The sequence below is a fragment of the Flavobacterium sp. LHD-85 genome, assembly GCF_030929595.1.
Classification (GTDB): domain Bacteria; phylum Bacteroidota; class Bacteroidia; order Flavobacteriales; family Flavobacteriaceae; genus Flavobacterium.
In genome coordinates this window covers 206,401-219,852 of record NZ_JAVFVR010000005.1, presented here as the reverse complement: position 1 = coordinate 219,852, position 13,452 = coordinate 206,401, and the positions used below count along the sequence as shown (strand labels likewise).

The window sequence follows — 13,452 nt, the reverse complement described above, 5'->3', positions numbered from 1 at the left end:
CAATTATGTTCAATCTTTGTTTCCCTGAGCGGAGTCGAAGGGCGCTCCTGTTGGAACGTGGGCTTCGACTCCGCTCAGCCTGACAAATAGCTTGTGTTCTACTGAGCAAAATCGACTGCTAATTTACTACTAAACATCCTTTTTATTAAAATTTTCATGAGTTGTTTTATTCAAACATTGAGAAAGTTTTTTCAAATCCTCCCATTTATCTTTTATTATAGCTTCTTTCTTTTTTCTACTCCAGCCTTTTACTTGTTTTTCAAATGCAATAGCTTGGATAACATCATTAAACTCGGTGCAAAATACCAACTCTAAAGGTCGTTTATTAAAAGTATAGCTTTCTTTATTTAACCCATAATTATGCTCATTTAATCTTCTATTTATATCATTTGTCATTCCTGTGTAATAACTTCCATCAGAGCATTTCAATATGTAAACGTAATATCTTTTCATAATTTCTATTTCGCAAATAAAAGTAAGAAATTTAATTCAAAAATTCGACTAAGGGAATATACCAATAGGAACGGGGCTTCGACTTCGCTCAGCCTAACAAATTAGGAGTCAAGAACTCTATAATCGTTAACGTTTTGATTCCTTGAGCCGAGTCGAAGGACACTCCTATTGGAATGAGACTTCGACTTTGCATAGTCTGAAAAATCATAAACAATTATACTCAATCTATGTCTCCCTGAGCGGAGTCGAAGGGCGCTCCTATTGAAACGTGGGCTTCGACTCCGCTCAGCCTGACAAATCTGTATAAAAAAACCTGCTCCCAATAAGAAGCAGGTTTTAAAAAAAATATAAATGTAAGATGATTATTTTACCATTTAATAATAGCACTAGCCCAAGTAAATCCACTTCCGAAGGCTGCTAAAACTACAGTATCTCCAGATTTGATTTTTCCTTGTTCCCAAGCTTCTGTCAGAGCAATCGGAATAGACGCTGCTGTCGTATTTCCGTATTTCTGGATATTATTATGAACTTGATCGTCTGTTAATTTGAATTTATTTTGAATGAATTGAGAAATTCTCAAGTTTGCCTGATGTGGAATCAACATATCAATATCTGAAACCTGAAGACCGTTTGCTTCTAATCCTTCATTGATTACTTCTGCAAAACGAACTACAGCATTTTTAAATACAAATTGTCCGTTCATATAAGGATAATAACTTTCGTCATTTGGATCATTATCAGCAATAATGTCTGTTACCCAGCGTGCTCCCATTCCTGGCGCTTGCAACGCTAACTCTTCAGCATGTTGCCCTTCAGAATGTAAATGAGTTGATAAAATTCCTTTTGTTAAGTCTTCTTCACGGCTTAAAACTGCGGCTCCAGCTCCATCTCCAAAAATTACAGAAACTCCGCGTCCGCGAGTTGTCATGTCTAATCCTGTAGAGTGAACCTCAGAACCAATAACCAAAATATTTTTATACATTCCGGTTTTAATATATTGATCTGCAACAGAAATTGCGTAAACAAAACCTGAACATTGATTTCTAACATCTAATGCTCCAACTGTTCTTAAACCTAAATCTCTTTGAACCAAAACACCTGGTCCTGGAAAATAATAATCTGGACTTAATGTAGCAAAAACTACAAAATCAATATCTTCTTTGGCAACGCCAGAACGCTCTATTGCAATTTTAGCTGCTTTTACTCCCATTGAAGTCGTAGTGTCTTCTCCTCTAATGATGTGTCTTCTTTCCTGAATTCCGGTTCTTTCCTGAATCCATTCATCATTGGTATCCATTATCTTAGACAAATCATCGTTAGTCACTACATTGGAAGGAACATAATATCCTAAACCAGCTATTTTTGAATGATACATAATCTATTATTATTTATTAAAAAATTGGATTGCAAATTTACGCATACTTTAAAATATACGTGTACAAAATACTATTTTTTTCGTTATTAGCAATTTAATATATTTTAATTCTACGGTGACTTATCGTCATTTACTTCTTGAAAAGGTAATATTAAGACACAAACATTGAAAAAAATTAAAAATAAGCTCCAAGATGTAACAACATAAAAGTATTTTAGACAAACATTTTGAATACCATTACAAACCCATAAAATTTAAACTATGAAATTAAAGGTTACGCTGTTTTTATTTTTAAATATAAGTTTTTTCTCTTTTGCTCAAGAAAATCTAAGGTATCAAAAACCTTCTAAATCTATTTTAGATTTGGCAGATTATCAAAGAGCACCTTCTGTATCTATGGATACAAAAAAAGAAAACATGCTCTTAATGTATCGCAATACTTATAAAACGCTCGATGATCTCAATCAAGACGAAGTTCGTTTAGCAGGTTTAAGAATTAATCCCGTTACTAACATTTCAAGTACTGCAACTTATCTAAACAATCTAAAACTACGAAAAATAAGCGGCAAGGAAGAAATTCAGGTTAAAGGCCTTCCTGATAATCCAAAAATAACAAACATTCTTTGGTCGCCAAATGACAAAAAAATCTTGTTTTCTCATACTACAAATTCGGGTGTTGAACTTTGGGTTTTAGACGTGGCAACAGCTCAGGCAGAAAAACTCACAGAAGCTAGAGTAAATGGAAATCTTGGAAATCCGTTTAGCTGGTTTTTGGACAGCGAAACTATCTTAGTAAAAATGCTTCCTAAAAATAGACAGCCACTTTTAGATTCTAAAAAAGATCTGCCAACGGGCCCAATTATTTCAAACACTTCAGGAGAAAAATCTCAAAACAGAACTTATCCTGATATGCTGAAAAACAAAAACGACGAAGTTAATTTTGAAAACTGCATAACTTCTGAATTATACAAAGTAAAATTAAACGGTGATGCTGCCTTATATAAAGATGCTGCCATGTATTTTGGAGAGAAAATCTCGCCTGATGGCAATTATATTATGCTAACGACAATTCAAAAGCCATTTTCTTATGTAGTTCCTTTATACAGATTCCCTTCTAAAACTATTGTTTACGATTTAAGCGGAAGAGAAATCAAAACTGTAAACGATGTGCCTTTGAACGAAATTATGCCAAAAGGTTTTATGGCTGTTCGAAAAGGAAAAAGAGAAATGGCATGGAGAAATGACAAACCTGCAACATTATCTTATGTGGTAGCTTTAGACGAAGGTGATCCTGCTAACAAAGTCGATTTTAGAGATGAAGTTTTTCTTTGGGATGCCCCTTTCGACAAAGAGGCTTCTTCATTGGCAAAAACACCACAGCGTTTCAGCGATATTACTTGGGGAAATGATAATTTAGCGGTTCTTTCAGAAGAATGGTACGATACGAGAAATACCAAAACGTTTTTAATAAATCCATCAAATCCAAGCCAACAGCCAAAACTGATTACGGATAGAAATTCTCAGGATGTTTATTCAGACCCTGGAGTTTTTGAAACAAGAAAAAATGCTTATAATAAATATGTTTTAGCTGTCGAAAAAAACAACTTATATAGAATTGGCGAAGGTTACACTAAAAATGGACAATTTCCTTTTGTAGACGAATTCAATCTGGAAACTTTAAAATCAAAACGTATTTATACTTCTCCTTACAAAGATAAAAAAGAGGATATTTTAGAAATTGAAGATTTTAAGTCTGGAAAAGTCCTAGTTCAAATTCAGTCAAAAAGCGAATATCCAAATTATTATTTTAGAAATATTAAAAAACAAAATAGCTTAACACAAGTTACTGATTTCAAAAATCCGTTTGAAAGCATTAAAAATGTTAGCAAAGAAGTTATCAAGTACAAACGTAAAGACGGATTAGAGCTTTCAGGAACTTTATATCTTCCTGCGGGTTATGATAAAACTAAAAAAGAAAAACTGCCACTACTGATCTGGGCATATCCTGCTGAATATAAAGATAGAAACAGCGCTTCGCAATCGACTCAAAATTCTAACGAATTTACATTTCCTTACTACGGATCATTTGTATATTGGGTTACAAAAGGATATGTTGTTTTAGACGATGCCGCTTTTCCAATTATTGGTGAAGGAACTACAGAACCAAACGACAACTTTATTTCTCAGTTAGTTGATAATGCTGCCGCTGCGATCGATGCTGTTGACGCTTTAGGCTATATCAATCGTAAAAAAGTGGCTGTTGGAGGACATTCTTACGGAGCATTTATGACCGCAAATTTATTGACACATTCTAATCTTTTTGCTTGCGGAATTGCAAGAAGCGGTGCTTACAATAGGACTTTAACCCCATTCGGATTCCAATCTGAACAGAGAAATTACTGGGAAGCACCAGAAGTCTACAATACAATGTCTCCATTTATGAATGCTGAAAAAATGAAAACGCCAATTTTATTGGTTCATGGAGAAGCAGACAATAATCCTGGAACTTTTACTTTGCAGACAGAACGTTATTTTCAAGCATTAAAAGGTTTAGGAGCGCCAGCAAGAATGGTTATTCTACCAAAAGAATCTCATAGTTATGTAGCAAAAGAAAACATTCTTCACTTATTATGGGAACAAGATCAGTTTCTAGAAAAATATCTGAAAAACTAAATTCATCATTTAATTCCAAAAGTAAACCCGACAGATTTTTGAAACCTGTCGGGTTTATTATTTTAACAATTAGAAATTATCTAATTTTCTAATTGGTACATTTCCTAATTACAAATAATTTAAAGCCAGAAAAACTTCTTGTTCGAGCGGCAAATCTATTTCACTTTCAAAGAAAATCAATTGTCTTTTATAAACCGTTTCAATCAAATAATGGCTTCCTCTAAAATAAGTTCTTCTAATTTTCACCATTAGTTTTGATTCTGAAACCATTTTAAACTGATGCGGGTAAACTAACGTTTTATGCGTTTCGTCTGCATAAGACAATAATAAATGAGTTGGAATTTCATTTACTTCTCCAAACAAAGAAGCTACATATTTAACTTTCGGATCTTCGTAAATTTTTGAAGGATCGTCTTTTACCAATACTTCACCATTTCGCATCACAATTGCCTGATCTGCAAAAGACAAAGCATCTGTACTGTCGTGCGTAGCAATAATACAGGTAATTCCCTTTTGTTTTAGGTAGCGAAATAAATTACGACGCAAAGCATTTTTTCTAAAAGCATCAATCTGGCTGAATGGTTCGTCTAATAAAATCACTTCGGGCTCCAAAGCCAAGACTCTTACTAAAGCCACTCTTTGCTGTTGTCCACCACTTAAAAATTTGGTTTTAACATTAGCAAACTGATCCATTTCTACCATCTCTAACAATTCCTGAACACGAAGTTTTTTCATGTTTGCAAAACCATTTGATAGAAACTTCCCAACATTTTCTGCAACTGTTTCATAAGGAGACAAATCAAAATCTTGCGCCAGATATTTCATGTAAGGCATTCCGGGAATCAAATTAAACTTTGGTCCCAAAATAGGTTTATCCCCATAAAAAATCTTTCCTTCATCCAGATCGTAAAGTCCATATATAAGCTTGAGCAGCGTACTTTTTCCGCAACCACTCTCACCAATAATGGCAATGTTCTGACCTTTTTCAATAGAAAAAGAAATGTTTTTTATAACGGGGCTTTCGGTGTACGAAAAAGATATATTTTGTATGTCGAGCATGAGTTGTAATATGAGACGTCAAATTTACAATGTTTAATTTCTAAAGTCAAAAAAAAGCTGCTTCAATTATGAAACTCTTCTTAAGTAAGTTTATTGTCAGAAAAATTATTTAAAAATTAACATTATAATTTTATATGTAATCTTTTTTTTACTTTATTTGTTTGAAATTTATAATTAATTTATGAAAAAATTGCTCCTTTTAATAATATTGCTTTTTACATCATATAGAATTGAGGCAGCGTGGTTTACTTCTATGGAAGATGCTCAAAAGGCGGCTTTAAGCACACACAAACTGATACTTGTAGATTTTACTGCAAAATGGTGTGGTCCTTGCAAGCAAATGGATTTAAATGCTTGGAATGATGTCCAGATTCAAACAATTCTTAAAGATTTTGTAACCCTAAAAATAGATGTCGATATGAACCGGGACATTGCTTTTAAATACCAGATTAGGCTTCTTCCCAGTATATTTATTATTGATCTTAACGGAAAAATTATTCATCAATTTACAGGTTATCAAACTGCTTCTGATTTAAAAAGAGAATTAATACAATATAGTTTATCTACAGAATATTTAGCCACAGAATTAATTGGTTTCTACCAAACTCAAAAATACAATACAGCTATTCGGATAGCGCAGAAATATTACAATTATTCTCTATTAGTAAATAACAATATTAAAGGCAGAATAGTTCGTGTTGCTAATGAATATTTAAAAGATGCTAAAGATGAATTAAAGAAAAGTGACGAAAACTATTTGCAAAAGAAACAAAAACTTGAGCTTTTAGGCCTATACGAATTAGCATATCGCTTTGATTTTGAAAAGCTGAACAAAAAAATCTCAGCAATTAAAGCGGAAGAAATTAACGAATTGAACGATTATCAATATTGGTTTTTAAAGTATTTGTCTGTCAAGAATAATCTGGAAGACGCAGTTGTTGTAGAAAAATTTCTAAAAGAAAATGATTTAGAAAATGTCATTGAAAACTGCAATCAACTTTATGCTTTTTATGAAAAATCAAAATAAAAGAATCATTAACAAAAAAAAGCTGCCTCAATTATGAAACAGCTTTTTTAATATTTTATTTTGTCTTGAAATTATTTTCCAGCTTCCGCTTTAGCGTCATTTACCATTTTGTCGTTTGCTGTAATTGAGAATTCAACACGACGGTTTTGCGCTCTTCCTTCTGGAGTGTCATTTGTTGCAATTGGATCTGCAATTCCTAAACCTGAAGTTTTAAAACGGCTTGCTTTCAATCCTTTAGAAACCAAATAAGCTTGAACAGAAGCCGCTCTTTGTCCTGAAAGTGTCAAGTTATATTCTGGTTTTCCTGTATTGTCAGTATAACCAAAAATTTCAATATTAGTATCTCCGTAATCTGTGAAAACAGGAATCAATTTATCTAAATTAGCTTTTGCCTGAGTAGTCAAAGTAGATTTGTTAGTATCAAAACGAACCGCATTTTCGTTCAAAGTCAAGTGAATTCCTTCACCAACTCTTTCAACATCGGCACCTGGAAGCGCCTGATCGATTTCACGAGCTTGCTTATCCATTTTGTTTCCAATCAAAGCTCCAGTTCCACCGCCAACAGCAGCTCCAATTACAGCTCCTAGTGCAGCGTTACCGCCTTTACCAATATTATTTCCTAAAATACCACCAATAACACCACCAGCAACAGCACCAATTCCAGCACCTTTTTGCGTGTTATTTGCATTTTGTACTGAATCGCAACTTGTAAAAAAGCTAGCCAATACCAATAAACTGCTTAAACCTAAAACCGTTATCTTTCTCATTTTTTATACCTTTAAAATATTAATTAGCTCTTTGAAATTGGTAGACCACATCTTTTACCTGACCTCCAACATTTATATTATCTACTAACTGAAATGAACTTTCAGTTACGCCAGCTACTTTTAGTAAATAACCATCTCTTACTTTCTTAGCTTTTTCGCCTGCATTAAGAATTTTAAGCACAAACAGACCTTGGCTGTTTATACTCCATACAATTGGAGAAGAAAATCCAGTACAACTTGGTGATGTTAAAGCCATATTTCCTTTATTATTATTAGAAATAAAACTCCAAGTACTTCCAATAAAACATTTAGAATCGGCAAGATCAAAAGAATTTACTTTGATATAATCTGAACCCGGATAAGATACGTTAGTTAGAACCCAATTTCCTTTTAGGGCTACCTGAGTTTTCTTGTCAAGTTTAGTTGAAAGTGTAGTAGCCTCAGAAGATGAAGCTGTTGTGGACGAAGATGATTTACACGCAAAAAACAGAGCGGCAATCATACACATTAAAATACTCTTCTTCATTTTGTACAATTTTTTTAGATTAATATTTGTCTTTTTAACAATTATTGTACCACAAATATACGATTCGTTGAGATATTTTTAGTTCTAGAATCCAATTATTTTCTTTCAAAATTAACATTTCCGACATTTTGTCACCCAAAAAACAATTGGTATTCTATTTGAACAAATGAAAATCATCAAATTAAATCAAAAATTAAAAAATATGGCAACAGGTAAAATTAATGTTTCGGTAGAAAACATTTTTCCCTTAATTAAAAAGTTCTTGTACAGTGACCACGAAATTTTCTTGCGTGAGCTTGTTTCTAACGGTACTGATGCTACTTTAAAATTAAAACACCTTATCAGCATTGGCGAAGCTAAAGTTGAATACGGAAACCCGATTATCGAAGTTAAAGTGGACAAAGAAGGTAAAAAAATCCACATTATCGACCAAGGTTTAGGTATGACGGCTGATGAAGTTGAAAAATACATTAATCAAGTAGCGTTTTCTGGTGCTGAAGAATTCTTAGACAAATACAAAGATTCTGCTAAAGATTCTGGCATCATCGGGCATTTTGGTCTTGGTTTCTACTCTGCTTTTATGGTAGCTGAAAAAGTTGAAATCATTACAAAATCGTACAAAGACGAGCCAGCTGCGCACTGGACATGTGACGGAAGTCCTGAATTCACTTTAGAACCAGCTGACAAAACTTCACGCGGAACTGAAATCATTCTTCATATTGCAGAAGATTCTTTGGAATTCTTAGACGATTCTAAAATCAGTGGTTTATTAAACAAATACAACAAATTCATGCCTATTCCGATTAAATTCGGAACAAGAACTGAAACGCTTCCAAAACCAGAAGATGCTCCAGAAGATTACGTTAATGAAACTGTTGAAACTGACAACATCATCAATAACCCAAATCCAGCTTGGACAAAACAGCCTTCTGAATTATCTGACGAAGATTATAAAAACTTCTACAGAGAATTGTATCCAATGCAGTTTGAAGAGCCGTTATTCCACATTCACTTAAATGTAGATTATCCGTTTAATTTAACTGGTATTTTGTATTTCCCAAAATTAGGAAACGACATGCAGATCCAGAAAGACAAAATTCAGCTGTACCAAAACCAAGTTTACGTTACAGATAACGTAGAAGGAATTGTTCCTGAATTCTTGACGATGTTGAAAGGTGTAATCGATTCTCCAGACATTCCGTTAAACGTTTCTCGTTCTGGTTTACAGGCTGACGGTGCGGTTAAGAAAATCTCAAACTACATTACTCGTAAAGTAGCTGACAAATTGAAAGCTTTGTTTAACGAGAACCGTGCAGATTTTGAGGCAAAATGGAATGATATTAAAATCGTTTTAGAATACGGAATGCTTTCTGAAGAGAAGTTCTACGAAAAAGCTGGCGCATTTGTTTTGTATCCAACTGTAGATGACACTTACTTCACTTTAGAAGAATTAAAAGAAAAACTAAAAGAAAACCAAACTGATAAAGATGGTAAACTTGTAGTTCTTTATGCTGGAAACAAAGATGCACAACACTCTTATATTGAAGCTGCAAAAGAAAAAGGATACGAAGTATTGCTTTTAGATTCTCCGATTATTTCACATTTAATCCAGAAAATCGAAAACGATAACAGCGGATTAACTTTTGTACGTGTTGACTCTGATCATGTTGACAACTTGATCAAAAAAGAAGAAAACGCTATTTCTAAATTATCTGATGACGAAAAAGCAGCTTTAAAAACTTCTTTAGAAGCTTATATTCCAAAAGCATATAGCGTTCAGCTAGAAGCTATGGATTCTCAAGCAGCTCCTTTCATTATCACTCAGCCAGAATTTATGCGAAGAATGAAAGAAATGAGCCAAACTGGCGGTGGCGGAATGTTCGGAATGGGCAATATGCCAGAGATGTACAATTTGGTCGTAAATACAAATTCTGATTTAGCTTCAAGCATCTTAAATACAGAAGACAAAACGCACCAAGAACATTTAGTTAAACAAGCTTTAGATTTGGCTAAATTATCTCAAAACCTTTTAAAAGGTGAAGCACTTACTGCTTTCGTAAAAAGAAGTTTTGAAATGATTAAATAATCATTCGAAAAATAATATTTCTAAAATCCTGCAAATTTAAATTTTGCAGGATTTTTTTTGCCCTAAAATCACCCTATAAAAAAGGGTCATTCTCCCCTTTTCTCCAAAATCCCCTTTCCATAATTTTGTTAATCAAAAAAACAATCAAATCTAAATTCTAGAAATCATGGATAAAAGAAAGTTTACAGAAAACGGAGAAGTTCTAGCAATTATAAAGGATTTAAAAGAACAGATTAAGGACAAAAAGTTCTCCGACATTGTCGACAAAAATAATTGCCAATATGTTGATCTTGTACAAGAAGGCGGCGGTGTTCTCGGAATTGCATTAGTGGGCTATGTATATGTTTTGGAACAAATGGGAATTCGGTTTTTAAGCCTGGCAGGAACCTCAGCAGGAAGCATCAATACTATGCTTATGGCAGCTGCGGGAACATGCGACATACAGAAATCTGAATGGATTTTAGACTGTTTATGCAATAAAAATTTATACGATTTTGTTGACGGCGATCATGATGCCCGCGAATTTATCGATGCACTTTTAAGCGATGCCGGAAATCTAAAATTAGTAATGAAAGGCTGTCAGGTGGTGGATAATTTTAAAGATGATTTAGGATTAAATCCAGGAAACAATTTCCACCAATGGATGACCAATCTGCTTTCGCAAAAAGGAATAAAAAATTATGCCGATTTGAAAGCTTTGAGAGAAAAAGGCGTTTCAGACAAAAATCAGCTATATCGAATAAACCGCTTAAATCATGGCGACAAAGAAGAATATACTCGAGTAGATCATTGGAGCCAAATGGCCATAATTACGGCCGATATTACAACCGAAAGCAAAATCATATTTCCAAAAATGATCGACTTATTTTACGCCAATCCAGACGTTCAAAATCCAGCCGATTTTGTTCGTGCTTCTATGTCGATTCCATTATTTTTTACTCCTTTTAAAATCAAAAATATTCCAAGCGGAATTGATGCTTGGAACAAGTGGAACGATGCAACTTGTCTACGAACATCGGTACCCTCGGAAGTTATGTTTATGGATGGCGGTATTATTTCAAATTTTCCGATTGACATTTTTCATGAAAACTTGAATGTGCCTGCTTCTCCAACTTTCGGAATCAAACTTGGTTACGACAAAAGCGAAATCAATAAAAACGAAAAATTCTCCAGCTTAATAGGCTCAATGTTTGACACTTCACGCTATGGTTACGATTCTGAATTCCTGCAAAAAAACCCAGATTTTAAAAATCTCATCGGATATATAGACACTGGAAGCCATAATTGGCTAAACTTTAATCTTACCGATGATGCAAAAATTGATCTATTTATTCGTGGCGCTCAAAATGCAGCCGTTTTCTTAAACCGCTTTAATTGGGAAGAATATAAAAAAATCAGAAAGGCCAAAAGCAACTACTACAAGTCTGTTTGAAATTATTTTTAAGATAACCAACCATAATTTTTCCTTCAAAAAACCGTTATAAAATCCTGTGAATTAACCTTTACAGGATTTTTTAATTGTAATTTATTTTTTTGTTACATTTGACTGCCTTATTAATCTAATCCAAAACAAAACCCATTATGAAAAAAACAGCTATTTTATTATCAGCTATTTGTGCTACAGCACTTTTATACGTATCTTGTTCAAGTGACAATCACGAAGAAACCGCTTCAACAAGTCTGACAAACATTGGAGCTTCAGTTGCTGTTGACACTTCAAACGAAATGGACCTTAGCACTGGTCTTTTAATCTCAACAAGCACCTCTACAACTGGAAAAACTACAGAGACAGCTCCTGGAATTTGCGCAACGATCACTGTTACCACACCAAACGGAGGAAATTATCCAAAAGTCTTTTTAGCAGATTTTGGAACTGTGGGATGCACAGACGGAAACAATCTTACACGAAAAGGAAAATTAAAAGTAACTCTTTCAGGACCAATTATTGAAACTGGAAGTAAAATGACAATTGAAAGAATTGACTATTCTATAAAAGGCATCAAATTGGAAGGTACTATTGAATATACCAATACTACAACTACTCCAACTGTACCACAATGGACTAGAAAAGTGACTAACGGAAAACTTACAGATTTACAAGGAGGCGTTTATACCAACTCTGGAATTTATACTACTAAACAAACTGCGGGAGTAGACACTCCTTTTGTCTTATCTGACAATGTATATGAAGTTACAGAAGGCACACACACAGTAACAGCTTCAAATGGAGAAACACTTACTTTGACTGTAAAAGAACCATTAATCAAAAAATATTCTTGCCTTTTTATTTCTAAAGGACAATTAAAAGTACAGGGAGGTATTTTAAATGGCGTTGTAGATTACGGAAATAACGACTGTGATGCAATTTATACGTATACGCACGAGAACGGCTCTTCATTCAATTTATCGATGTAAGACCTTTTCCTGCATGATTTTAAAATCCCAATTTAGAAATAGATTGGGATTTATTTTTTTTAAAAATAAAACAGCTACCTCTTTACTTTTAAACTATTTTCTTTATTTTGCACCAAAATCTCAAAAACCAATGAAAAAAACATTAATTGCTTTTGTTACTCTTGCAGTATTAGCATCTTGCAGCAAAAAAGAAACAGCTGCTGATAATTTACATATCACAGGAAACATTAAAGGTTTAAAAACCGGAACTTTATATATCCAAAGAGTTGTTGACACTTCTCTTGTTGCCATTGACAGCATTAAAATTGACGGAAATTCAGCTTTTGAAAGAGACATTAAATTAGAATCTCCTGAAATGTTATATTTATATTTAGATCGAGGTGTAACAAATTCACTAGACAACAACATCTTATTCTTTGCTGAACCGGGAAATATTAATATCGAAACCAATTTAGACAACTTCATCGCTGGCGCAAAAATTACGGGATCTAAAAACCAAGAGCTATACGAAGAATATCAAAAAATCAATACTCGTTTTAGAGATGAAAACCTTTCAATGGTTGAATCAAAATTTAAAGCATTAAAAAGACAAGATCAAAAAGCAGTTGACAGCATTGATGCTAAACAACAGTCAAACATCAAAAGAAAATATTTATACGCTACAAACTTTGCCATCAACAATAAAGATCACGAAGTAGCACCTTATATTGCTTTAGCAGAGATTTACGATATCAATTTGAAGTTTCTTGATACGATTCAAAAATCAATGACACCAAAAGTGGCTCAATCTCTTTACGGAAAGAAATTGACAAAATATGTTGCCGAAATTAAAAAAAGCGAGCAACCTAAATAACTTAATCCAATAAAAAACAATAAGTTACAACTAAAAAATACACTTTTTCTACCTTCTCACAAATCCTGTTTTTAAAAGAACAGGATTTTTTTATGCCCTTTTTTTTGCAATTGACTTTTATTTTCATAAATATCTGATAATTAAACAATTAAAAGTTAAATTGTCAGAATATACACGCGTATTCATCTGATTTGTAATAACTTAGCTTCAAACTAAAA

Annotated in this window: 11 protein-coding genes; 6 read left to right on the top strand and 5 right to left on the bottom strand. The window is 33.4% G+C overall.

Going from position 1 to position 13,452, the window contains the following annotated elements:
• Positions 1-129 precede the first annotated feature (129 nt).
• Complete coding sequence (locus RB618_RS10910) at positions 130-453, bottom strand: GIY-YIG nuclease family protein (protein ID WP_111379938.1); 324 nt, start codon at positions 451-453, stop codon at positions 130-132.
• Positions 454-820: 367 nt separating this feature from the next.
• Positions 821-1,828 (bottom strand): 3-oxoacyl-ACP synthase III family protein, encoded by a 1,008-nt coding sequence (locus tag RB618_RS10905; RefSeq protein WP_111379936.1) that lies wholly within the window; start codon positions 1,826-1,828, stop codon positions 821-823.
• Positions 1,829-2,089: 261 nt separating this feature from the next.
• Between RB618_RS10905 and RB618_RS10900 the strand changes: the two genes are divergently transcribed.
• Positions 2,090-4,501 (top strand): prolyl oligopeptidase family serine peptidase, encoded by a 2,412-nt coding sequence (locus RB618_RS10900; protein ID WP_308068750.1) that lies wholly within the window; start codon positions 2,090-2,092, stop codon positions 4,499-4,501.
• A 108-nt stretch (positions 4,502-4,609) separates the two neighbouring features.
• Here RB618_RS10900 and RB618_RS10895 read toward each other — a convergent pair whose 3' ends face one another.
• Positions 4,610-5,560, bottom strand: a complete 951-nt coding sequence (locus tag RB618_RS10895) for an ABC transporter ATP-binding protein (protein WP_308068749.1) — start codon at positions 5,558-5,560, stop codon at positions 4,610-4,612.
• 181 nt (positions 5,561-5,741) lie between these two features.
• Between RB618_RS10895 and RB618_RS10890 the strand changes: the two genes are divergently transcribed.
• Positions 5,742-6,587, top strand: a complete 846-nt coding sequence (locus RB618_RS10890; protein ID WP_308068748.1) for a thioredoxin family protein — start codon at positions 5,742-5,744, stop codon at positions 6,585-6,587.
• Between the two features lie 71 nt (positions 6,588-6,658).
• Here the strand turns inward: RB618_RS10890 and RB618_RS10885 are convergent, their stop codons facing one another.
• Complete coding sequence (locus RB618_RS10885) at positions 6,659-7,354, bottom strand: OmpA family protein (RefSeq protein ID WP_308068747.1); 696 nt, start codon at positions 7,352-7,354, stop codon at positions 6,659-6,661.
• Between the two features lie 19 nt (positions 7,355-7,373).
• A complete protein-coding gene (locus tag RB618_RS10880) occupies positions 7,374-7,880 on the bottom strand; it encodes a lipocalin family protein (protein WP_274254294.1) in 507 nt (168 codons plus the stop codon).
• Between the two features lie 202 nt (positions 7,881-8,082).
• On the opposite strand from RB618_RS10880, the gene htpG reads away from it, so the two are divergent.
• The 4 genes from htpG (at position 8,083) to RB618_RS10860 (ending at position 13,234) form a co-directional block, all read left to right on the top strand.
• Complete coding sequence (gene htpG / locus RB618_RS10875) at positions 8,083-9,966, top strand: molecular chaperone HtpG (protein WP_308068746.1); 1,884 nt, start codon at positions 8,083-8,085, stop codon at positions 9,964-9,966.
• A gap of 166 nt (positions 9,967-10,132) precedes the next feature.
• On the top strand, positions 10,133-11,398 hold the full coding sequence (locus RB618_RS10870) for a patatin-like phospholipase family protein (RefSeq protein WP_308068745.1): 1,266 nt from the start codon (positions 10,133-10,135) through the stop codon (positions 11,396-11,398).
• Between the two features lie 149 nt (positions 11,399-11,547).
• On the top strand, positions 11,548-12,381 hold the full coding sequence (locus RB618_RS10865) for a hypothetical protein (protein WP_308068744.1): 834 nt from the start codon (positions 11,548-11,550) through the stop codon (positions 12,379-12,381).
• A 130-nt stretch (positions 12,382-12,511) separates the two neighbouring features.
• Entirely contained in the window at positions 12,512-13,234 is a 723-nt protein-coding gene (locus tag RB618_RS10860; protein ID WP_308068743.1) for a DUF4369 domain-containing protein, read from the top strand.
• Positions 13,235-13,452: the final 218 nt, after the last annotated feature.

Coding starts and splice junctions, on each gene's coding strand:
- RB618_RS10870 (WP_308068745.1), top strand. CDS start 10,133: ATGGATAAAAGAAAGTTTACAGAAAACGGAGAAGTTCTAGCAATTATA.
- RB618_RS10885 (WP_308068747.1), bottom strand. CDS start 7,354: ATGAGAAAGATAACGGTTTTAGGTTTAAGCAGTTTATTGGTATTGGCT.
- RB618_RS10880 (WP_274254294.1), bottom strand. CDS start 7,880: ATGAAGAAGAGTATTTTAATGTGTATGATTGCCGCTCTGTTTTTTGCG.
- RB618_RS10890 (WP_308068748.1), top strand. CDS start 5,742: ATGAAAAAATTGCTCCTTTTAATAATATTGCTTTTTACATCATATAGA.
- RB618_RS10910 (WP_111379938.1), bottom strand. CDS start 453: ATGAAAAGATATTACGTTTACATATTGAAATGCTCTGATGGAAGTTAT.
- RB618_RS10905 (WP_111379936.1), bottom strand. CDS start 1,828: ATGTATCATTCAAAAATAGCTGGTTTAGGATATTATGTTCCTTCCAAT.
- RB618_RS10865 (WP_308068744.1), top strand. CDS start 11,548: ATGAAAAAAACAGCTATTTTATTATCAGCTATTTGTGCTACAGCACTT.
- RB618_RS10860 (WP_308068743.1), top strand. CDS start 12,512: ATGAAAAAAACATTAATTGCTTTTGTTACTCTTGCAGTATTAGCATCT.
- RB618_RS10900 (WP_308068750.1), top strand. CDS start 2,090: ATGAAATTAAAGGTTACGCTGTTTTTATTTTTAAATATAAGTTTTTTC.
- RB618_RS10895 (WP_308068749.1), bottom strand. CDS start 5,560: ATGCTCGACATACAAAATATATCTTTTTCGTACACCGAAAGCCCCGTT.
- htpG (WP_308068746.1), top strand. CDS start 8,083: ATGGCAACAGGTAAAATTAATGTTTCGGTAGAAAACATTTTTCCCTTA.